Annotated in this window: 23 protein-coding genes and 1 riboswitch; of the genes, 9 read left to right on the top strand and 14 right to left on the bottom strand. The window is 65.3% G+C overall.

Features of this window, described 5'->3' with window-relative positions; translation table 11 throughout:
- Positions 1-242: 242 nt before the first annotated feature.
- Complete coding sequence (locus tag JQ507_04860; protein QRI73653.1) at positions 243-608, bottom strand: hypothetical protein; 366 nt, start codon at positions 606-608, stop codon at positions 243-245.
- Between JQ507_04860 and JQ507_04865 the strand changes: the two genes are divergently transcribed.
- Positions 508-2808, top strand: coding sequence for a TonB-dependent siderophore receptor (locus JQ507_04865; protein QRI73180.1), 2301 nt, complete (start codon positions 508-510; stop codon positions 2806-2808). The genes JQ507_04860 and JQ507_04865 overlap by 101 nt on opposite strands.
- Before the next feature lie 216 nt (positions 2809-3024).
- Here JQ507_04865 and JQ507_04870 read toward each other — a convergent pair whose 3' ends face one another.
- From JQ507_04870 to JQ507_04880, 3 genes are read right to left on the bottom strand one after another with little or no spacing between them, the layout of a single operon-like run.
- Positions 3025-4410: a HAMP domain-containing protein gene (locus tag JQ507_04870; GenBank protein QRI70862.1), complete on the bottom strand. Its 1386-nt coding sequence runs from the start codon at positions 4408-4410 to the stop codon at positions 3025-3027.
- A gap of 9 nt (positions 4411-4419) precedes the next feature.
- The gene (locus JQ507_04875) at positions 4420-5142 is read right to left on the bottom strand and encodes a response regulator transcription factor (protein QRI73182.1); all 723 of its coding nucleotides are present in this window, start codon (positions 5140-5142) and stop codon (positions 4420-4422) included.
- 2 nt (positions 5143-5144) lie between these two features.
- On the bottom strand, positions 5145-5669 hold the full coding sequence (locus tag JQ507_04880) for a MarR family transcriptional regulator (GenBank protein QRI73181.1): 525 nt from the start codon (positions 5667-5669) through the stop codon (positions 5145-5147).
- 355 nt (positions 5670-6024) lie between these two features.
- Here JQ507_04880 and JQ507_04885 point away from each other — a divergent pair, with 355 nt between their 5' ends.
- The 4 genes from JQ507_04885 (at position 6025) to JQ507_04900 (ending at position 9563) form a co-directional block, all read left to right on the top strand.
- Positions 6025-7104 carry a branched-chain amino acid aminotransferase gene (locus JQ507_04885; GenBank protein QRI70863.1) on the top strand — a complete coding sequence of 360 codons (1080 nt, stop codon included), beginning with the start codon at positions 6025-6027 and terminating at the stop codon, positions 7102-7104.
- 163 nt (positions 7105-7267) lie between these two features.
- Positions 7268-8782 carry a histidine--tRNA ligase gene (locus tag JQ507_04890; GenBank protein QRI70864.1) on the top strand — a complete coding sequence of 505 codons (1515 nt, stop codon included), beginning with the start codon at positions 7268-7270 and terminating at the stop codon, positions 8780-8782.
- Positions 8783-8901: 119 nt separating this feature from the next.
- Complete coding sequence (locus tag JQ507_04895) at positions 8902-9105, top strand: tautomerase family protein (protein ID QRI70865.1); 204 nt, start codon at positions 8902-8904, stop codon at positions 9103-9105.
- Positions 9106-9158: 53 nt separating this feature from the next.
- Positions 9159-9563: a thioesterase gene (locus JQ507_04900; protein ID QRI70866.1), complete on the top strand. Its 405-nt coding sequence runs from the start codon at positions 9159-9161 to the stop codon at positions 9561-9563.
- 8 nt (positions 9564-9571) lie between these two features.
- Here the strand turns inward: JQ507_04900 and JQ507_04905 are convergent, their stop codons facing one another.
- Positions 9572-10447: a pyrroline-5-carboxylate reductase gene (locus JQ507_04905; protein QRI73183.1), complete on the bottom strand. Its 876-nt coding sequence runs from the start codon at positions 10445-10447 to the stop codon at positions 9572-9574.
- Between the two features lie 118 nt (positions 10448-10565).
- Positions 10566-11066 (bottom strand): YbjN domain-containing protein, encoded by a 501-nt coding sequence (locus tag JQ507_04910; protein QRI70867.1) that lies wholly within the window; start codon positions 11064-11066, stop codon positions 10566-10568.
- 443 nt (positions 11067-11509) lie between these two features.
- A riboswitch (FMN riboswitch) is annotated at positions 11510-11663 on the top strand.
- Positions 11664-11740: 77 nt separating this feature from the next.
- Between JQ507_04910 and JQ507_04915 the strand changes: the two genes are divergently transcribed.
- Both JQ507_04915 and JQ507_04920 read left to right on the top strand, forming a co-directional pair.
- Positions 11741-12322 (top strand): 6,7-dimethyl-8-ribityllumazine synthase, encoded by a 582-nt coding sequence (locus JQ507_04915; GenBank protein QRI70868.1) that lies wholly within the window; start codon positions 11741-11743, stop codon positions 12320-12322.
- 120 nt (positions 12323-12442) lie between these two features.
- Positions 12443-13249, top strand: coding sequence for an SDR family oxidoreductase (locus JQ507_04920; protein QRI70869.1), 807 nt, complete (start codon positions 12443-12445; stop codon positions 13247-13249).
- Between the two features lie 156 nt (positions 13250-13405).
- Here the strand turns inward: JQ507_04920 and JQ507_04925 are convergent, their stop codons facing one another.
- The 8 genes from JQ507_04925 to JQ507_04960 form a co-directional block, all read right to left on the bottom strand.
- Positions 13406-14359: a ribose-phosphate pyrophosphokinase gene (locus tag JQ507_04925; GenBank protein ID QRI70870.1), complete on the bottom strand. Its 954-nt coding sequence runs from the start codon at positions 14357-14359 to the stop codon at positions 13406-13408.
- A gap of 179 nt (positions 14360-14538) precedes the next feature.
- Positions 14539-15159: a hypothetical protein gene (locus JQ507_04930; protein QRI70871.1), complete on the bottom strand. Its 621-nt coding sequence runs from the start codon at positions 15157-15159 to the stop codon at positions 14539-14541.
- Positions 15160-15261: 102 nt separating this feature from the next.
- Positions 15262-16194, bottom strand: coding sequence for a MerR family transcriptional regulator (locus tag JQ507_04935; protein QRI70872.1), 933 nt, complete (start codon positions 16192-16194; stop codon positions 15262-15264).
- 75 nt (positions 16195-16269) lie between these two features.
- A complete protein-coding gene (pgeF, locus tag JQ507_04940; GenBank protein ID QRI70873.1) occupies positions 16270-17037 on the bottom strand; it encodes a peptidoglycan editing factor PgeF in 768 nt (255 codons plus the stop codon).
- The gene (locus JQ507_04945; protein ID QRI73184.1) at positions 17034-18092 is read right to left on the bottom strand and encodes an SAM-dependent methyltransferase; all 1059 of its coding nucleotides are present in this window, start codon (positions 18090-18092) and stop codon (positions 17034-17036) included. The genes pgeF and JQ507_04945 overlap by 4 nt, the downstream gene beginning before the upstream one ends.
- A gap of 84 nt (positions 18093-18176) precedes the next feature.
- Positions 18177-19019, bottom strand: coding sequence for a prolipoprotein diacylglyceryl transferase (locus JQ507_04950; protein ID QRI70874.1), 843 nt, complete (start codon positions 19017-19019; stop codon positions 18177-18179).
- A 5-nt stretch (positions 19020-19024) separates the two neighbouring features.
- Positions 19025-19516 (bottom strand): GNAT family N-acetyltransferase, encoded by a 492-nt coding sequence (locus JQ507_04955; protein QRI70875.1) that lies wholly within the window; start codon positions 19514-19516, stop codon positions 19025-19027.
- Between the two features lie 16 nt (positions 19517-19532).
- Positions 19533-20264, bottom strand: coding sequence for a dienelactone hydrolase family protein (locus tag JQ507_04960; GenBank protein QRI70876.1), 732 nt, complete (start codon positions 20262-20264; stop codon positions 19533-19535).
- A 178-nt stretch (positions 20265-20442) separates the two neighbouring features.
- Here JQ507_04960 and JQ507_04965 point away from each other — a divergent pair, with 178 nt between their 5' ends.
- Together JQ507_04965 and JQ507_04970 are read left to right on the top strand one after the other, a co-directional pair.
- Complete coding sequence (locus tag JQ507_04965) at positions 20443-20703, top strand: accessory factor UbiK family protein (GenBank protein ID QRI70877.1); 261 nt, start codon at positions 20443-20445, stop codon at positions 20701-20703.
- Positions 20704-20899: 196 nt separating this feature from the next.
- Complete coding sequence (locus tag JQ507_04970; protein ID QRI70878.1) at positions 20900-21622, top strand: 50S ribosomal protein L25/general stress protein Ctc; 723 nt, start codon at positions 20900-20902, stop codon at positions 21620-21622.
- The last annotated feature ends 54 nt before the right edge of the window (positions 21623-21676 follow it).

Here is a 21676-nt window from a genome sequence, read left to right on the forward strand (position 1 = left end):
GGGTCCGCGCGAAGCGCGGCCCGATGACAGGCTCCGCGCGTCGCGAAAGGTCGACGGCCCGACTGGTGGCCGCGCATCCTTCGAGGCTCGCCCAGCGGCGCAATTGCGCCGCAAGGCTCGCACCTCCAGCGACAAAGGCGAAGCCTTTGCGCGGGGATGACGGATCCCACCGCTCGTTCGCATCATCCATTGGTGCGATGACGTCGACGGAGCGCGACATCGTCGAACGATCGTTGCGTACCTCACACTCGGGATGATCTGAGAGAATGTGGACGCGTATCGAATGCGTCGCGATGCATGCGTGCTGCTGCGTCTCGCTTTGAATCGTTCCAGCATTGCACATCTTGAATCGCTCCAATCTTGCGCATCGTGCGTGCTTCAAGCGATTCTATTTTGCACGTGTGGAATTTCGCCGATCCCGTCGATAGAAGTCCGCCCCATTCGATGTCGCGCAATGACGAACACGCGGCTCGATCAAGATCAGTCTGGGGGATGTGTTCGGTGGGAATGACTTCGTCGTGGAGCAGGCGCAGCTTGCTCGCATCAACAGCTGCGATCAACGCAGCGTTTCTCGGTTCGGTGATGCTTGTGCCGGTGTGCGCAGACATCGCCAGCGCTCAGGCGCAAACCAGTCCTCCGCAAAACGATGTCAGCGTGCTTCCGCCGGTGACGGTGGAGCAACCCGGCGCTGCAAGAAAGCGCAGTGCCGCCGCTTCGACGCAGAACACCAGGGCTTCGCGCGCGGCCGCTGTGAATCGACGCGGCATTGCCGCGGCGCCTGCGCCGAGCCAGGCTTCGCGCTCGCAAGCTGCCGCCGGCGCGATCGGTACGACGACCGGTTACGTCGCAACCGGCAGCACGGCCGGCACCAAGACCAGCACGGCGCTGATCGAGACGCCTCAGTCGCTCTCGGTCGTCACGCAAAAGGAGCTCAGGGATCGCAACGTTCAGACGCTCAAGGACGCCGTCAATTACACGCCCGGCGTGACAACCACGGCGTTCGGCTACGATCCGCGGTTCGACAGTTTCTACATCCGGGGCTTCGATGCCACCTATACCGGGATCTATCGCGACGGCCTGCGCCAGGGCGGCGGCAACTTCGCCATTCCCAAGATCGAGCCTTACGGTCTCGACAGCGTGTCGATCCTGCGCGGCCCGGCCTCGGGCCTCTATGGCCTTGGCTCTCCGGGAGGCATCGTCGATGTCACCACCAAGCGGCCGACGTTAACGCCGTTCGGCGAGGTGCAGCTGCAGGCCGGCAACTATGATCGCTATCAGGGCAGTTTCGATCTCGGTGGTCCGGTGCCTGGCAGCGATCAGCTGTACTACCGGCTGACCGGTCTGCTTCGTGACGCCAAGACCTGGTATCCCGGCAACGACGACGATCGCACCTATATCGCGCCGGCGGTGACCTGGCGGCCGGACGCCGACACGTCGTTCACGATCCTCAGCGAATATCAAAGCAGCCGGACCGCCGCTAGCATCGGCAACTTCCGTACGCCCGAGGGACAATTGACCAACGTCTACTCGAACGATCCGGCCTTCAGCGCGATGGATCAGAAGCAGTACCGCATCGGCTATGCGTTCGAGCACAGTGTCGACGACGTCTGGACGGTGCGACAGAATTTCCGCTTCTATCAGGTCGACACCGATGCGCGATACACGCAGGTCGATTCGATCGATAGCAGCACCAATCTCGCGTCGCGCTCCGCCTGGCGGATCCTGGATAGCTTCAACACGGTGACGCTCGACAACCAGGCCGAGGCCAAGTTCACGCTCGGCGCGATCAGGAACACGGCGCTGTTCGGCGTCGACTACGGGCACTCCACCTACAACGACAAGATCGGCTCCGGGCCGGCTCCGGATCTCAATCTTTTGACGATGAACTACGGCGCTCAGGCCATCGCGACGCCGGCCTTCTCAACCTTCAACAAGCAGTCGACCGACGAGGTCGGCGTCTACGCGCAGGAGCAGGCCAAGCTTGGCGGCTTCGTTCTGACGCTCAACGGCCGCCAGAGCTGGGTGTCGCAGACCACGACGGCCGGTCTCGACGGCGTGCCGTCGACGCAGAAGGTCGCCGCTTTCACCGGCCGCGCGGGCCTCGCTTACGTTTTCGACAGCGGCATCGCGCCCTATGTCAGCTACGCGACGTCATTCGCCCCGCAGGTCGGCGTCGACGTATCCGGGACACCATTCAAGCCGACCACCGGCGAGCAGAAGGAAATCGGCATCAAGTACCAGATGCCGCAAGTTCCGGTGTTGCTGACTGCCGCGGTGTTCGACATCACCCAGGACAATGTGCTGCGCACCGATCCCAACAGCATGGCGTTCCAGGCGGCCACCGGGCAGGTCGAGTCCAAGGGCGTCGAGCTCGAGGCGAAGCTCGCGCTGAAGCAGGGATTCGATCTCACCGCGGCCTACACCCATCTCAACGTCGTGATCATGCAGGGCAATCCCGATACCACGGGCAATGAGCTGTCCGGCATTCCGCGAAATTCCTTCGCCGCCTTCGGCAAATACACCTTCCAGTCCGGCGTCCCCGTCGAAGGGCTCGGGCTCGGCCTCGGTGTCCGTTACATCGGGACCAACTTCGGCAACGACCAGAACACGTTCCAGAATGCGGCGACGACGTTGTTCGATGCCGTGATCGATTACGATCTGGGCAGGCTGGATCGGCGCTTCCTCGGCGCCACCATGCGGCTGAATGCGACCAATCTGTTCGACAAGCACTACCAGACCTGCCAGTCCGGCTACTGCTATGCCGGCGAGCGGCGTCAGGTGATCGGCACCTTGTCGTACCGCTGGTAAGCTAAAGCGGTATGAGTTTTGGTCGAAGCGGCCTAGCCCGGTCTTGGTTCACCTCTCCCCGTCGGGGAGAGGTCGGATTGCGAAGCAATCCGGGTGAGGGCTCTTGCTTTCGCGATAGACCGTAAACCCTCACCCGATTTGCTGCGCAAATCGACCTCTCCCAAGGGAGAGGTGAACCTTCAACGCCGTTCCAGCTCAACCTAATCTCATCATGCTTTAGACCGGCACCCGCACCGCGGCGCGCAGCCCGCCCATCGGGCTCTCGCTGAGCAGGATGTCGCCGCCATGCGAGCGCGCGATGTCGCGGGCGATCGCAAGCCCGAGGCCGCTGCCGCCTTCATCCTGGTTGCGGGCATCGTCGAGCCGCAGGAACGGCTTGAACACTTCCTCGCGCATGTCGGCGGGGATGCCGGGGCCGTCATCGTCGATCGTGATGTTGAGGTAGCGGTGGTCGCGCTGGCCGGTGATCGAGATCGTGTTGGCGTGGCGCGCCGCGTTGGAGACGAGGTTGGCGAGGCAGCGCTTGAACGAAGCCGGCTTCACCGTGACGACCGGCAGGCCGTGGAATGCGACGGTTGCGGTGTGGCCGTGGCGCTCGGCGTCGCTGCGCAGCTCCTCCAGCGCCATCGCCATGTCGGTCGGTTGCGCGACCTCGCCGGAATCGCCGCGCGCGAAGGCGAGGTAGTCTTCCAGCATCATCGACATCTCGTCGACGTCCTTGCGCATCGCGTCGATCTCGGGGCCTTCGCCGATCAGGGCCAGCTCGAGCTTGAAGCGGGTCAGGATGGTGCGCAGATCGTGCGACACGCCGGCCAGCATCGCGGTGCGCTGCTCGATCGAGCGCTCGACGCGCGCCTTCATCTCGATGAAGGCCTGCGCCGCGCGCCGCACCTCGCGCGCGCCGCGCGGCCGGAAGTTCGGCGCCTCGCGGCCCTTGCCGAAGCTCTCGGCAGCGTCGGCGAGCCGCAGGATCGGCTTGATCTGGTTGCGCAGGAACAGTACGGCGACGATCAGGAGGATCGTCGAGGTGCCGAGCATCCAGAAGATGAAGATCTCCGAATTCGAGGCATAGGCCGCGCTGCGCTGGGCGAAGATCCGCATCACGGAATCGTCGAGCTGCACGCGGATCTCGACCAGATTGGACTTGCCGACGGTGTCGATCCAGAACGGACGGCTGATCTGGCGGCCGAGCTGCACCGAGAGCGTCTGGTCGAGCAGCGAGAAGAACGGCTTCGGTCCCGGCGGCGGCATGTCGCCGGCGGGCAGGAAGTCGACCACCAGCTGCAGCTTCTGGGCGATGTGGCGAAGCTGGGCGCGGTCCTTGTCCTGCGGATAATTCTTGTAGACGTCGATCAGCGCGGCGATGTCGGACACCACCGCGGCCGACAGCCGCCGCGTCACCGTGTTCCAGTGCCGCTCCATGAACACGAACGCGACCACGGTCTGCAGGATCACCATCGGCACGATCATGATCAGCAGCGCGCGGGCGTAGAGGCCGGTCGGCATCCAGCTCTTGAACGCATTGCCCATCCAGCCGTTCGCTTTCGAGACGCGCTGCGAGGCGTTCTTGATCAGGGTCAGGCCGGAATCGAGCGTGCTCATGGCTGGATCTTATGGCGAGGCGACCAGGCGATAGCCGATGCCGCGGACCGCCTGCAGGAACAACGGATTGGCGGGATCATGCTCGATCTTGCGGCGCAGGCGGTTGATCTGCACGTCGACCGCGCGTTCGTTGACGGTGCCGCCAGAGGTCAGCTCGGCGCGCGGCACGGTCTCGCCGGGGGCGCTGGCGAGGATGCGCAGCATCTCGCGCTCGCGGTCGGTGAGATGGATGATCTCCTCGCCCTGGCGCAGCTCGCTGCGCTCGATGTGGAAGATATAGGGGCCGAACGCGATCTGCTCGACGGTTATGACCTGCGGCGGCGCGGTGCGCTTGAGGATATTGCCGATGCGAAGCACGAGCTCGCGCGGCTCGAACGGCTTGGCGACGTAATCGTCGGCGCCGATCTGAAGGCCCTCGATGCGGGCCTCCGCCTCATGGCGAGCGGTCAGCATGATGATCGGCACCGTGGAGGACGTGCGGATGAAGCGGGCGAGGTCGAAGCCGTTCTCGCCGGGCATCATCACGTCGAGGATCAGCAGGTCGAAATGCAGCCCGAGCAGCTTGGCGCGGGCGTCGGTGGCGCTCATCGCCGTCGTGACGCGATAGCCCTCGCCGGAGAGAAAGCGCGACAACAGGTCGCGAATGCGGCGGTCGTCGTCGACCAGCAGGAGATGCGGTGCGTCGTCGGCCGGTTCGATCGGCGCGCGCATCATGGTTGCAGCCTGCACCAGGTTCACTCCCTTGCTTTTCTGCCGCCGCCGAAGATGGCTTCGAGCACCTTGTCCGGATCGTCGCGGTCGATCATCGCGCGGAGGAACTGGCGGACCGTCTCGACGCCGGCCGGATCGATGCCGGCGACCGCGCGATTGATGCGGTCGGTCTGCAGCCCTGCGAGCTTGGCGACCAGTGCCTCGCCCTTCGGCGTCGCGTAGAGCAGGCGCTGCCGGCGGTCGTTGTTGCCGGTCTTCTGCACGATGTAGCCCTCGTCCAAGAGCTGCTTGAGCACGCGTCCGAGCGATTGCTTGGTGATACGCAGCACGTCGAGCAGGTCGGCGACCTTCAGGCCGGGATAGCGGGTGACGAAGTGGATGACGCGGTGGTGGGCGCGGCCGAAGCCGAACGCCTCCAGCTCCTGGTCCGCGTCGCCGACAAAGTCGCGGTAGGCGAAGAACAAGAGCTCGATGATGTCCCAGCGCAGGTCGCGTCCACCCGCCGCAGGAGCATGATCATCTCCCTGCGAATCGGGCTTGGCAGCCATGCCTGAGAAATTTATGTCAGTCATATTGACGTATCTTGGGTTCAATGTTACAAAACTGCCTGTCACGACGAAACATTAGGTCGTTTCGTCCCCAACAGCGTTTGAGTCGGCCTGAAAGAGCCTGTGAGGCGGTTTGGGCCGCAAACTGGACTACCGTGCGATTGTCGAGCGGCATTTCGGCAAACATACTGGACTTCAGCATTCCGCAAAAGCATGTCTAAACGGCATGTTGGCGATGGAAACCGGCCCGTGCGGCCGGTGGTGGTGAAGTCCGGGCCAGCCGAGCCTGATGGCTCCGGGGGAAACAGGCCGGCGCCCGATATGGCGCCGGTTCCGACAGCGGAAAGCAAGAAAAATGACTTTGAAATTCGACATCCAGCCGTCGCCGAATGCGACCTCCGACAAGGATCGCGCGGCGAAGCTCGTGGACCCGGGCTTCGGTCGCGTCTTCACCGACCACATGGCGATCGTCCGCTACAGCCAGGGCAAGGGCTGGCACAGTGCCCGCATCGAGGCACGCGCGAATTTCCCGCTCGATCCGGCCGGCGCCGTGCTGCACTACGCCCAGGAGATCTTCGAAGGGCTCAAGGCCTACAAGCGCGACGATGGCGGCGTGAACCTGTTTCGCCCCGACGCCAATGCCCGCCGCTTCCGCGATTCGGCCGACCGCATGGCGATGGCGCCGCTGCCCGAGGATCTGTTCATCGAGGCGGTCGAGCAGCTGGTGCGGATTGATCGTGCCTGGATCCCGGGCGGCGAGGGCAGTCTCTATCTGCGGCCGTTCATGATCGCGAGCGAGGTCTTCCTCGGCGTGAAGCCGTCGGCGGAATACATCTTCTCGGTGATCGCATCGCCGGTCGGCTCCTACTTCAAGGGCGGTCCTGCGCCGGTATCGATCTGGGTGTCGGAGAATTACACGCGCGCCGCGATCGGCGGCACCGGCGCCGTGAAGTGCGGCGGCAATTATGCTGCCAGCCTGCGCGCGCAGGCGGAAGCGATCGAGCGCGGCTGCGACCAGGTCGTGTTCCTCGACGCGGTCGAGCGCCGCTACATCGAAGAACTCGGCGGCATGAACATCTTCTTCGCCTTCGACGACGGCTCGCTGCTGACGCCGCCGCTCGGCACCATCCTGCCCGGCATCACCCGCGACTCGATCATCGCGCTCGCCAAGGATTCCGGCACGCGCGTGCGCGAGGAGCCCTACACGATCCAGCAATGGCGCGCGGATGCCGCCAGCGGCAAGCTGAAGGAGGCGTTCGCCTGCGGCACCGCGGCCGTGATCTCGCCGATCGGCAAGGTCTGCTCGGCGAGCGGCGACTTCCAGATCAGCGGCGGCGTCGCCGGTCCGGTCGCCATGGGCCTGCGCAAGAAGCTGGTCGACATCCAGTACGGCCGCACCAACGATCCGCATAACTGGATCAGGAACGTCCAGTGACGGACGCGACGTCATTCCGGGACGATGCGCAGCATCGAACCCGGAATCTCGCGATTCCCGGTGCGCAATCGCGCGGCTGAGGTATGGTCCTGCGGAATATCCCGGAGTGACAGCGTAGCGGCACCGGTTGCCGCCTTGCGCGCCGGCTGGTAAACGGCCGCTCATGGCCGAGAAACCCAAAAAACCCCAAAAACTGAAGGCGCGCCTGCCGCGTGGACTGGAAGATCGCGGCCCGGCTGCGATCAATGCCACGCGGGCGATGGTCGAAAAGATCCGCGCCGTCTACGAGCTCTACGGCTTCGAGCCGGTGGAGACGCCGGCGATGGAATACACCGACGCGCTCGGCAAGTTCCTGCCCGACCAGGACCGGCCCAACGAGGGCGTGTTCTCGTTCCAGGACGATGACGAGCAGTGGATCTCGCTGCGCTACGATTTGACTGCGCCGCTGGCGCGCTATGTCGCCGAGAATTTCGACGCGCTGCCGAAGCCGTACCGGTCGTATCGGCTCGGCTACGTCTTCCGCAACGAGAAGCCCGGTCCCGGCCGCTTCCGCCAGTTCATGCAGTTCGATGCCGATACGGTCGGCTCGGCGACGCCGGCGGCCGACGCCGAGATCTGCATGATGGCGGCGGATACGATGGAGGCGCTCGGCATTCCGCGCGGCTCCTATGTCGTGAAGGTGAACAACCGCAAGGTGCTTGACGGCGTGCTCGAGGCGATCGGTCTCGGCGGCGACGACAATGCAGGCCGCAGGCTCACGGTGCTGCGCGCGATCGACAAGCTCGACAAGTTTCCCGCCGACGAGGTTCGCAAGCTGCTCGGTCCCGGGCGATGGGATGGCGGTGAAGAGGGCAAGGGCGACTTCACCAAGGGCGCTGAGTTGGGCCCAGCGGATGCCGATATCGTTCTGGCCGTCACGCAACAGCGTGCGGATTGGCGAGAGGCGATTGCGGCGGCAGAGGCCTACCTCGCGAAGAGCGAGGTTGGCCAGGCCGGCGTGAGCGAGCTCGAGGAAATCGCGAAACTGGTCGCGGCGTCCGGCTATGGCTCAGATCGCATCCGCATCGATCCCACCGTCGTTCGTGGGCTCGAATACTACACGGGTCCCGTCTACGAGGTTGAACTGCTGCTCGACACCAAGGACGAGAAGGGCCGACCGGTGCGGTTCGGCTCGGTCGGCGGCGGTGGCCGCTACGACGGCCTCGTCTCGCGCTTCCGCGGGGAGCCGGTGCCGGCGACCGGCTTCTCGATCGGGGTGTCGCGCCTGCAGGCCGCGCTGACGATGCTGGGTCAGCTCGACGCGCGGGCCGAATTCGGTCCCGTCGTCGTCACCGTGTTCGACCGCGACCGCGTCGCCGACTACCAGAAGATGGTCGCAGAGCTGCGCCAGGCCGGCATCCGCGCCGAGCTCTATCTCGGCAATCCGAAGAACATGGGCAACCAGCTCAAATATGCCGATCGCCGCAACTCGCCCTGCGTGATCATCCAGGGCTCGGACGAGAAGGCGCGCGGCGAGGTGCAGATCAAGGATCTGATCGAGGGCGCCAAGGCGGCGGCTGCGATCGCGTCCAACCAGGAATGGCGCGAAACGCGTCCGGCGCAATTCTCCTGCGCCGAGACCGATCTGGTCGCGAAAGTCCGCGAGGTCCTGGCGCGGCATGACGTGGCGTGGGGATAGCCATTCGCTGGCGATGTGATGCCCGCCCTTGTGCCGGGCATCCGCCTCTTGTTTGATGCACGCCGACGTGAATGGCCGGGAACAGCCTGACCATGGCGACAACAAGAGGGAGAGCAACAATGCCTGAGATCACCGTGAGCATGGCCGCCGGCCGCACCGACGAGCAGAAGCTCGGCATGATGCGCGACATCACCCAGGCACTGGTGAAGAATCTCGGTGTCGATGCCGACGCGGTCGTGATCCAGATCAACGAGGCGCCGCTGCATCACAAGATGAAGGGCGGCAAGTCCTTCGTCGAGCGCGCCGCTGCGGCGAAGAAGTAATTCAACGTCGTCGTCCCGGCCTTCGCCGGGACGACAGTATTTTTGAGGCGCCAATGGACGCACGCGACTTCATCAAGATCGGCATGAGCGCCGAGCGCATGCTGGTGGTGCCGCCGGAGCGCACGGTCGGGCATTTCGTCCCGGGCATGCCGATGGTCTATGCGACGCCGATGATGATCCTCGACATGGAGATGGCGTCGGGCGATGCCATCCGTGGCGCGTTGCAGCCCGGCTGGGTGACGGTCGGGACCGAGGTCGACATTCGTCATCTTGCAGCCGCGCTCGTCGGGGCCACGGTGCGGACCACCTCGAAGGTGGTCGTGGTCGAGCGCCGCGTGATCCGCTTCGAAGTCGAGGCGTTTGAAGGCACGCGCAAGCTCGGCGAAGGCCGCCACGCCCGCGGCCTGATCAATGTCGAGCGTTTTAATAAGCGTCTTGCCGGGACGTCGGCGCAGTAAGCGAGGAGCTACTTCGCCAATTCCTTCGAGCGTCGTGTCGCGGCGGCGATGGCGCGGGTCATCAACGGCTGGAGGCCGTCATTCGCCATCAACACGTCCAGCGCGGCGGCCGTGGTGCCGCCGGGTGAGGTGACGTTTTGCCGCAACGTCGCTGACGGCAAGTCGGAGCGATGCAGCAGCTCGCCGGAGCCCGCCACGGTCGCGCGCGCCAGCGTGGTCGCAAGCGTTTCGGGCAGGCCGGCTGCGACGCCGGCGCGGGCCAGCTCCTCGGCGAGCAGGAAGACATAGGCAGGGCCGGAGCCGGAGACCGCGGTCACCGCGTCCATCAGGCTTTCGTCGTCGACCCATTCGAGGAGACCGGTCGCCTGCAGCAGTGCATCGGTCATGGCGCGCTGCGCGGCGGTGACGCGCTTTGCCGGCACCGCGACCGTGATGCCGCGGCCGATCGCCGCCGGCGTGTTCGGCATTGCGCGCACCACCGCGCCGCCGACGACTTCTTCCAGCGCTGCGATGGTCGTACCGGCCATGATCGAGACCACGAGCGTCGAGGGGCCGACGAGCGCCTTCAGCGCGGCGCCGGCCTCGCGGAACGATTGCGGCTTCACCGCGACGACCAGCGTGTCGACCGTGCCGAGCTCCGTCGCTTGCGGATTGAGCCGGACGCCCTTGGCCGCGAGTGCGGAGATGTCAGGCGACAGATGGGGATCGATCACCGCGACCTGCCTGGGCGATAGGCCCTGCGCGAGCCAGCCGGTCAGCATGGCGCCGCCCATCTTGCCCGCGCCGGCAAGCGCGATGGTGCCGGAAGTATTCGTCAATGCGCTGCTTGTGTTCACGGGTCGCTCCACAAACTCTATGTCGTCCCGGCGAAGGCCGGGACCCATAACCACATGTGGTTCTAGTGAGGCGAGGAAAGGGCCACAAGCAGTTTGCGTGAGCCCCGCGGCCGCGGAGTATGGGTCCCGGCTCAAGGCCGGGACGACACTGAATATGCGGATACCCTTACGCCTCGCCCTCGGTATCGAACATCGCCGCCGCCATCGCCTCGGCGGTCGACTTGCCGGCCCACACCACGAACTGGAACGCCGGATAGTAGCGCTCGCAGGCGTGGATCGCATTGACCACCATCGCCTCGCATTGCGCGGTGGAGGCGGTGAGGCCGCCGGGCAGCACCAGCGCCTGGCGATGCATCACCATGCCGGTGTGGGTCCACAGATCGAAATGGCCGACCCACAATTGTTCGTTGATCGCGGCGACCAGCCGCTGCACCTCGGCGCGGCGCGCCTGCGGCATCTTCATGTCGAAGGCGCAGGCGAGATGCAGCGCCTCGATCTCGCCCATCCAGGTGAACGAGAGCTGATAGTCGATCCAGTCTCCCTTGGAGACGATCGTCACCTCGTCTTCGCCGGAACGCTCGAACGCCCAGTTGTTGTCGGTGGCGATATCCTCGACCACCGCAAGCGGGTTGTTCCGGGAATCGATAATGCTTTCGAGGAGGGACATGCCGTCTCGGACCTTGTTCTTATGATCGCTTGATACGCACACGGAAGCCGGCACTTGCGACATACTGCGTCGTGGCCGAGTGCAGCTCCTTGACCGGGCTTCCGGATGCCCCTGGACCTGACGCCGATGAAGTGATGTGATTTGCGGAATCCGCGCAACCGCACGCCGAGTCCGTCCACAGCCAAAGCGCGCATCGTCCACAGCTGATCTCCGCCACACTTGTGATTTTGCGAACAAATCGGAATCTTCTTGGTCGGTAAACGATTTGTTAACCATTTGCCGGCGCTTCGCCGCGCGCGTGAATCAGCCTTTCCGGCGCTCACGTCACTCTGCAAGAGCCGCAACGCGCTCATGGGGACATGCCGTTTCCCCATGCCAAAGGTCTTGCCCGGCTGTCGCGGTTTGGTCATAGTTCGTCTCAGGCGCGTCCATCCTGGGCGTGCCGATGTTCTCAGGGCGGGGTGAAAATCCCCACCGGCGGTAAGGGTGATGAGCCCAAGCCCGCGAGCGCCTTCTTCCGCGAAGCCGGAAGAAGGGTCAGCAGATTCGGTGCAATTCCGAAGCCGACGGTTACAGTCCGGATGAAAGAGAACGGTTGCGGCGGCCCTCGCGTTTTCGCGTGGGTCAATGTCGTTGTCCGTATGCCCTGATTCTGGTCCTGAAAGAGGAAAGCCATGAATCAGATGTTGCAAGACACTGAAGTCCAAAACGCCGAAGTCCAACCCCCCCACGCAGAAGGCGTTTCCGACACGCCGGCACATCCGCCGGCGCTGGAGCATCCGCACTTTGCCAAGCCGCAGCGCGTTGCCTTCGTGCAATCGTCCTGGCATCGCGATGTGGTGGAGGAGTGCCGCATCTCGTTCCTGAAGGAGATCGAGGCGCGTCACATCACCAATGTCGACGTGTTCGAGGTGCCGGGCTCGTTCGAGATCCCGCTGCATGCGCAGCTCTTGGCGAAGACCCGCCGCTACACCGCGATCGTCGCGGCCGGGCTGGTCGTCGATGGCGGCATTTACCGCCACGAGTTCGTCGCCGACACCGTGATTAAGGCACTGATGGATGTGCAGTTGCGCACCGAGGTGCCGGTGTTCTCGGCGGTGCTGACGCCGCAGCAATTCCACGAGACCGAGGTGCATTACGACTTCTTCCGCAAGCACTTCGTGATCAAGGGGATCGAGGTCGCGGAAGCCTGCGCCAACACGCTGCACAGCCTGGAGCGCCTGCGCGGCCAGGTCGCGGCGGGGATACCCGGATAAGGCGCCGGCGACGTCCAAGGCCGGACGCAAAAGCGATTCCGGCATGCGTGCCGGGATCGCTCTCGCAGCCTGCGTGTTCGGTTATGCTGCCGGCATAATCAGAACGCGCGGGAGGCGCCCATGACCGAACAACATTCCACCGACTGGCTCGGCCTGTCGGGCCGCATTGCCGTCGTCACCGGCGGAGGCGGCGGCATCGGCCGCGCCACCGCTGTCAGTTTCGCGCGTGCCGGCGTCAAAGTCGCCGCGCTCGATCGCGACGAGCGTGGGCTGGCGGAGACCAAGACACAGCTCCGCGCGTTCGGCGACGGCCATCTCGTCGCGAACTGCGACACAACCAGCGAGGAGGGCGTCGCGGCTGCCGCCGAGGCCGTCGCGCGCACGCTCGGAGCTTGCGACATCCTCGTCAACACCGCGGCGGTGCTGCGGCCCGGCGGGCTTGATACGCTGCCGCTTGCCGAATGGAACGCAGTGCTGGCGGTCAACCTCACCGGCTACTTCATCTGCGCGCAGGCGTTCGGCCGCCAGATGCGCAAGACCGGGCGCGGCAGCCTGATCCACGTCGCCTCGATTGCCGCCAGCAATGCGCAGGGGCAGAGCGGCGCCTACAGCGTCAGCAAGGCGGCCGTCGTGATGCTCTCGCAGCAGCTCGCCGCCGAATGGGGTCCGCACGGCATCCGCAGCAATGTGGTCAGCCCCGGCCTCGTCGTCACGCCGATGAGCCAGGCATTCTACGATACGCCCGGGGTTACCGAGCGGCGCACCGCCGTGGTGCCGCTACGCCGGATCGGCGCGCCGCAGGACATGGCGGACGCGACCCTGTTCCTGGCCAGCGACCGGTCGTCATACGTCAATGGCGAGGAGATCATCGTCGACGGCGGCTTCGCGCGAACGCTGATGAGCCATGTGCCGCGGCCGGGGTTCTAGGAACGCCGCATCTGCAAATTCAGTGTCGTCCCGGCCTTGAGCCGGGACCCATAACCACGAATGTTTGTTGGTTGGAAAGGATGGGGCCACAGCAGAGCTCCACAACAGAACCCTGTGGTGATGGGTCCCGGCTTTCGCCGGGACGTCAGCAAGGCATTAATCGAACAGGCTCGACACCGACTCTTCCGCCGCGGTGCGGCCGATCGCTTCGGCGATCAGGCCGGCGATCGAAATGGTGCGGATGTTCGGCGCCTTGTTGACGGCCTCGGTCGGCAGGATCGAGTCGGTGATGACCAGCTCCTTGAGCCGCGACGAGGCGATGCGCGCGGCGGCGCCGCCGGACAACACGCCGTGGGTGATGTAGGCCGAGACTTCCTTGGCGCCGTGCCCGATCAGGGCCTCGGCCGCGTTCACCAGCGTGCCGCCGGAGTCGACGATGTCGTCGACCAGGATGCAGTTGTAGCCGGCGACGTCGCCGATCACGTTCATCACCTCGGACTCACCGGGGCGCTCGCGGCGCTTGTCGACGATCGCAAGCGGGGTGTTGATGCGCTTGGCAAGTCCGCGCGCACGCGCCACGCCGCCGACGTCGGGCGACACCACCATCACCTTGGCGAGGTCGAACTTTTCCCTGATGTCGCGCACCATCAGCGGTGCGGCGAACAGATTGTCGGTCGGGATGTCGAAGAAGCCCTGGATCTGGCCGGCATGCAGGTCGAGCGTCATGACGCGGTCGACGCCGGCGCGGGAGATCAGGTTGGCCACGAGCTTGGCCGAGATCGGCGTGCGCGAACCGGATTTCCGGTCCTGGCGGGCATAGCCGAAATAGGGCACCACCGCGGTGATGCGGCGCGCGGAAGCACGGCGCAGCGCGTCGGTGATGATCAGGAGCTCCATCAAATTGTCGTTGGCCGGAAACGACGTCGACTGCAGGATGAACATGTCCGAGCCGCGGATGTTCTCCTGGATCTCGACGAAGATCTCCATGTCGGCGAAACGCCGGACCACGGCCTTGGTCAATTCGATGCCAAGTCCCTTGGCGATATCCTGCGCCAGCGCAGGATTGGAGTTGCCGGCGACGAGCTTGATGGATCCGTTTTTTGCCGACATCGATGCTTCCCCCCGCGCCTTGCTGGATACGACGTTCAGCATCTCAAGTCCTTACAGAACCGGCGGGTTTTCGGTGCGCGAGGGAATATCAGGCAGGCGGCTCCGCTGGCAACCCATTAGGTCGCCTTGGCCGCGGTTTTCCTGGGCAAAAAACGCATTTCGCCGGGAGATACCGGGGGTTAGTTGGCGGAATAGCTGAGGGCAACGGTCTCGGACGCGGCGGGGGCCGGGGCGCTGACCATCGCCGGCCCACGGAGCTCCGGCGCCGCGGCAGGGGCTGGGCTGTCCGCCGGGCCGCCATTGATCATGCCGGAGAGGCCGCTGAGGCCGGCCTGGGCGATCCTGCGCAGCACCAGGTCGTCGGCGGCGGCCCAAGCGTCGCGGCCGGCCTTGCCGGCGGGCTCCTCGCCGGACAGTCGGAGCGCGCGTTGCTGGTTGCTGTCGTAGACGTCCCAGACCCACGCGATCATGGTGCGGCCACGCACCACCTGCGCCGACAGATAGCTGCGCACGCGATAGGCCGCGGTGCCCTCGCGCGACACGATCGAGAGGCTGCGCAACTTGGATTCGCTGTCGAGCACCCCGACCATGCGGTCGAACACCTGGGGCGGTGGGCCGTCGATCGATTCGAAGGCGACAGTGGTGCCGCCGCTCGCCGGCGTGGCCATCGCGTAGGAGTCGGCCACGTTGCCGCCGGCGGCGCAGCCGCCAAGCACGGACGCGACCGCAAGCCACGTGGCTGCGACCGCGATGCGCACGACTGTCCCAGTTTGAAACTGGTGGTTTGACGCGTCCCTCATTGCGTCCTGCGATATCGTTAAAACGGCTTAACGTCTAGGGCAGGACGGCCACAGCCCTTAACCGATCCGCAGGCTGCGCCACGAGGTTTCGGATTTCCTTGCTCAGTCAGAGAGATGGTGCCGCATGGCTGCCGTGATCCAGGCCCATTCGCGGTTCGGGCTCGCGTCGGGCGACTGTCCGCGCATGATGGCGACCAGGTCCCAGTAGCGCGCCGCGCGGGCGTCGTGCAGCGCATACTTGCCGCGAATCCAGTTTCGGAATTCCAGATCGGGCTCTCGCTTCAGTAGCCGCGCCGACGTCTCCAGCCAGTCGCGCGCCAGTGCCTGACCGGCCTCCGAATTCGGTCCGAGCCCGCCAGCGATGATCTCTTTCGCTCTGGCCAGCACGGCCTCGTTGGCCTGCTGCCAGGCGGCGAGATCCAGCACGTGGTGATTCCAGACGTCCTCGGCGTTGGCGCGCATGTTGGCGACGAGCGTGGGATCGTTGAGCATCTGCGACAGCTCGATCCAGGCATCGCATTGCTCGGGTGTCGGATCATCGGGCAGTTCGGGCACGCTGGTCTCGATCATCTGCCGGATCCATTTCCGGTCGATGTTGATGCCGTCGGATACTTTCTCGAAGAAGCGTTCGACGACGTTGCGGCGCTCGGCGCGGGACAGCTGCGTCATGGTCAGGAATCTCCTCAAATCTGCTTCGGTGAGTTGCGGTGAACGCAACGCAGCCCGCAGGGCCGAGGCGACGCGGCGCTGGGCCGCAATCTCCGCTTCCAGCGTCTCGAGGCGGAGCTTCAGCGCCTCGACCAGCGAGAGCTCCTTGGTCAGGACCTCACGGATGGCGTCGAGACCGAGCCCCGCATCGCGCAGGCAGCGGATCAGGTCGAGGCGAACCAGTTCGTCGTCGGTGAAGACGCGATAGCCGCTCGCGGTGCGGCCGGCCGGCGGCAGCAAGCCCTGGTCCGAATAGAAGCGGAGCTTGCGGACAGACATTCCGCTGAGCCGCGCCGCCTCGCCGATGCTGTAGGTGCGTTGTGTCATGCGCCGCTTGTCCGGTCTCCAGCAGGCGGAGAGTCAAGCCGCTTGTCGCACAAAACTGGTGAGGAGAGTTCGGCGTCAGCCTTCCAGCACGATGGCGTGAACGTGCCGGCCGTAATCGGCTTCCTTGCGGTGCACGGAGCGGCGGTAGCTGAAGCAGCGCTCGTCGGAATAGGTGTCGATGCCGAGGTCGTCGATCATCAGCACGCCGGCGTTCTCCAGCCGCATCCGGATGAAGCCGGCGAGATCGAACATCGCGTGGCCGTCGCGCTCGCTGGGCATGAAGAACATGCCGTTCTCGGCATCGGCCTCGATGAAGCGCGTGACGAATTCGCCGCCGACCTCGTAGGATTGCTTGCGGATCAGCGGGCCGATCGCGGCGACGATGCTGCCGCGCTCGGCGCCGAGCTTCTCCATCGCATCGATGGTCGTCTCCAGCACGCCGGTCAGCGCGCCCTTCCAGCCGGCATGCGCCGCGCCGATTACCCGCGCATTGGGGTCGACGAACAGGATCGGGCCGCAGTCGGCTGTTGTGACCGATATCGCGAGCCCCTCGGTACGGGTGACGAGCGCGTCCGCCTTGGGGCGCGGCGCGCCGTTCCACGGGCGATCCACGACGACAACGTCGGGCGAGTGCACCTGATGCACGCTGATCAGATGATCGAACGGCACGCCGAGCTGCTCGGCCATCCGCCGCCGGTTCTCCGCGACCTTGGCCGGATCGTCGCGCGAGCCGAGCCCGCCATTGAGGCCGGCATAGATGCCCTCGGAGACGCCGCCCTCGCGCGAGAAGAAGGCGTGGCGCAGGCCAGGAATGGCCGACAGCAGCGGAGATCCCAGTGTCATTGTTCGGTCTCGTCAGGCTGATCGCTGAGGCCGGCGATCGAGGTGAGGTGCGGGTCGGAGATGGCCATGACCTTGAACATCGAGCCCATCCCGCCGCGTCCGGAATCGGTCAGCCGCTTCAGTGCGCCGGCGATGTCGGCGGAGACCTCGGGCGAGGCCTTCGCCATCAGCCCGGCGGCGCGGGCCTCGACGCCGAGGCGCTTGAGGAAGTCGCCCTGCGTCGCCGGCCCGTGGACGCGCGCGCCGACATCCTCGGCGGCCCGCGCCAGCGCCTGGAAGTCGACATGCGCGGTCACGTCGGCCTGCCCCGGGTTCTTCAGCGGGTCGGCGAAGCTGTGGCGCGCGATCGCCTGAAAGGTGTCGCCGGCGTCGCTGCGCAGATGGCCGTAATCGATGATCAGCGCGGCTCCGTCCTGGTCGCGCACCCGCGTAGCGAGCTTCATGATCTCGCTGTCGGGCCGCCATTCGAACACCGCACCTAACGGGGCGGCGCGCACCAGCGGCGGCAGCAGCACCTCGAAGTGCGGCGTCGGCTCGGGCGCGGGCGCGAAATACAGGTTGCCATTGGCGTCCATCCCGACCGTGCGCTCGTGCCAGCCGGTCTCGCGGCGGACCATCTGATGGATCGGCAGCACGTCGAAATATTCGTTGGCGAGGATCACCGCCGGCCCCTCGGGCACATCGTCGATGCTGTCGTGCCAGGTGATGTTGCGCACGCCGGTCAGCGTCGCGTGCTGCTTCTCGCGCAGCACCGGATTGACCTCGACGAGGTGGATGCTGAGCGACTGGTAGAGCGGCGGCAGCACGCGCAGCGCCCGCAGCGCGTCCGACATCATGGTGCCGCGGCCGGGCCCGAGCTCGATCAGGCGCAGCGTCTCCGGCGAGCCGATCGCGCGCCAGATCGAGGCGCTCCACAGCCCGAGCAGTTCGCCGAACATCTGGCTGACCTCGGGGGCCGTGGTGAAATCGCCCTCGCGGCCGAGCGGATCGCGCGACAGATAGTAGCCGTAGCGCGGATGCATCAGGCACAATTCCATGTAGCGCCAGACCGGCATCGGCCCGGACAGCTTGATCAGCTTCCTGATCTCATCCAGCAGCGGGGAGGGTTCGCTCACGGCCTTCCTTGGATTGCACTTGTCTTACGTTGAACTCGGCGCCGGCCCGTTCGCCTTGCGGCGGAGGGCGGCCGTGATGATGATAGCGCCGACAATAATCATTGGCACCGACAGCAGCATTCCCATGGTTAACCCGCCCCACAGGAATCCGAGTTGCGGGTCGGGCTCCCTGAAGTGCTCGCCGATGATCCGGGCAATGCCGTAGATCGCAATGAAGCTGCCGAGGATCAGGCCGGGCCGCTTCAGCGCGCCCATCCGGATCATGATCGCCAGCGCCGTGAACAGCACGATGCCCTCGAGCCCGGCCTCATAGAGCTGGCTCGGATGGCGCGGCAGCGGCCCGCCATTGGGGAAGATCATGGCCCAGGGCAGGCTCGCCTCTGCGTGCCGGCCCCACAATTCGCTGTTGATGAAATTGGCGATGCGGCCGAGGAACAGGCCGATCGGCGCGACCGCGGTGGTGATGTCGCCGAGCGACAGGATCGAAATGTTGTTGCGGCGGGCGAACAGCATCACCGCGGCGACGCAGCCGAGGAAGCCGCCGTGGAACGACATGCCGCCCTTCCACAATTCGAGGATCTCGGACGGGTGCGCGATGAAGAACGGCAGATTGTAGAACAGTACATAGCCGGTGCGGCCGCCGACGATGATGCCGATGGTGACCCAGAGGATGAAATCGTCGAGCTGCGGCAGCGTGATCGGCACCTCGCCGCCCCACAGCCGTTCCTTCTTGATCAGCGAGCGGGCGTAGACCCAGCCCAGCACGATGCCGACGATATAGGCCAGCGCATACCAGCGGATCACGATCGGCCCGAGCGCGAGCGCGACGGGGTCGAACACCGGAAAGTCGACCAGCAGGAACGGCATCGGGATCAGAGCACTTTCGTGTAGACGGCGTAGGGCACGCCATGAATGGGCGGGGCGTCATGGACCTTGCTGAAGCCCATCTTGAGATACATCGGCAAGGCGACCGTCATGATGGGGCTCGTGTGAAGCGCAATGGTCCGGCAGCGGTCGCGCCGCGCTCTGGCGAAGCATTCCGACGTCAACGCATGCCCGAGTCCCTTGCTCCTGTCGACGGGGTCGACGACCAGCATGCGAATGATCGGCCATGACTGATCGAAGAATGCGGCCTTTTTGACGCCGGGCCCGAAATAGCCGACCGCGCCGGCAAGCCGGGTGCCGAGATCGGCGACGATGATCTCGCCGCCGGAACTCAACTCGGAGGTTCGCGAGAGGCCGGCGCGCATCGCCGGCCAGTCGTCGAAAGCGTCGCGGAATTGGTCGAAGGCAGCAACCGCGAGCCGGTTCACCTCGTCAGCATCAGAGCTTCGATAATCTCGAATTCGCGCGCCGTCGGCCATCCCGGTGCTTGCGGCCTCAGACCAGGTTGCGCCGGTAGAGCGCGAGCAGCCGCTCCCAATGGCGTTCGGCGGCGTCGCGGTCATAGACCGGGCGCTTGGGGAACGCAAAGCCGTGATGCGTGCCGGGATAGATCTCGACTTCGTTGTTGGATCCCTTCATGCCCGCCTTCACCTGCTCGATGATCTCCTGTGGCGCGTAGATATCGGTCTCGGCGCAGGCGAAATAGAGTTCGGCCTTGGTCTTGTTGGCGGCGAGGTGCGGGCTGTCGGGCTGGTCGGTCGCCAAGTGCGTGCCGTAGATCGAGGCGGCGGCCTTGACGCGATCGCCGAAATGCGTTGCCGCGTTCACCGCGTAGCGACCGCTCATGCAATAGCCGACGGTGCCGATGATGTTGGTGTTGGCGGCCTTCTGCGTCTCGGCGTAGGCGAGCAAGCCCCTGGTGTCTTCCATGACCAGTGGAATGTTCAGCGAGTGCATCAGCTCGAACATGCGCTTGCGCTCCGGCGATTCCGGATCGGGATTGATCGGGCCGAGCTCCATCACGCCGGCGCGGTAATACAAGTTCGGCAGCATCACGTAATAGCCCGACGTGGCGAGCCTGCGCGCCATGTCGCGCAGCTCTTCGCGGATCGCAGGGGCGTCCATGTAGAAGATCACGACCGGGAAGGGGCCGCCGCGCTCGGGATGGGTGATGAAGGTGGTGGTCTTGCCGTCCTTGGTCGGGATCTCGACGGTATGCTCGATCATGACGTTTCTGCTCGCGTTGTGATGTGCGATTTCTGTTGTGAGTTCATACGATTGCAAGGAAACCGGAGCATGACAAGGCAAGCTGCGGGAGGCCTGCCATTCGCAGCGCACTTGAACCCGATGGCTGACATCGCCATTGTCTTGAGCGCAATCCAGCGAATGCGGAGAGTTTTGCCAGATGACCCAGACCAGCAACCGGTTTTTCGATGAGATCGGCCGTCTGATGAACGACGCTGCCGGCGCCGCCCAGGGTGTCAAGCGCGAGGTCGACACGGTCATGCGCAACCAGGCCGAACGCATCCTGCGCGACCTTGACGTGGTCAAGCGCGAGGAGTTCGACGCGGTCAAGGACATGGCCCGTCTGGCGCGCGAGGAGAACGAGGCGCTGAAGGTGAGAATCGCCGCGCTGGAAGCCAAGCTTGGCGGTTCGGCCGGTTGACGGTCGCTGCACCCGGGCTACAACGGCGTCGCTTGGGCGGCGCCCAAGAAAAATCCCTTCATTTCCTTGTCATTTCGGCCCTTTGGGGCTAAAAGCCCGCCACGTCCGCGGCCCCCGCACCCCTGGAGGCTTGCTGTGGACTTGAGCATGGGCCGCGCTGCGGCCTTTAACTTTTCAAATACAAGGACTTAACGCTATGGCGACCGTCAAGGAATTGAAGGCGACCGCGCGTCCGAAGAGCGGCAAGGGGGCCGCCCGGGCAGAGCGTCGCGCCGGGAGAGTTCCCGGAGTGATCTACGGAGACAACCAGCCCCCCGTCACCATCTCGGTGGACGATCGTGACCTGCGCCAGCGCATCCTGGCGGGCCGGTTCCTCACCACGCTGTTCGACATCGAACTCGAGGGCAAGAAGCACCGCGTGATTCCGCGCGACTACCACCTCGATCCGGTCAAGGACTTCCCGATCCACGTCGACTTCATGCGGCTCGGCGAAGGCGCCACCATCCGTGTCAGCGTGCCGCTGCACATCGTGAACGGCGAAACCTCGCCTGGCGTCAAGCGCGGCGGCACCGTGAACATCGTCACCCACACGCTCGAGCTTGAGTGCGCGGTCGACAATATTCCGCAATACATTGAAGCCGACGTCGGCAGCCTCGAGATCAGCTATTCGCTGCATCTCTCCGACGTCAAGCTGCCCAAGGGCGTGAAGTCGCTGACCCGCGAGGACGCAACCCTGGTCACCATCGTGCCGCCGTCCGGCTATGCCGAAGAGCAGAAGGCCGCGGCTGCGGCGGCTGCTGGTGGCGCTGCGGCTCCGGCCGCGGGTGCTGCGGCTCCGGCTGCTGCTCCGGCTGCGGGTGCTGCGGCTCCGGCCGCGGGTGCCAAGGCTCCCGCCGGCGGTGGCGACAAGAAGAAGTAACCGATAAGGTCGGCGCGCGATCCTCTGATGGCGCGCCGACGCGGGATGCTGCGC

This window comes from Bradyrhizobium sp. PSBB068 (assembly GCA_016839165.1).
Taxonomy (GTDB): Bacteria; Pseudomonadota; Alphaproteobacteria; order Rhizobiales; family Xanthobacteraceae; genus Bradyrhizobium.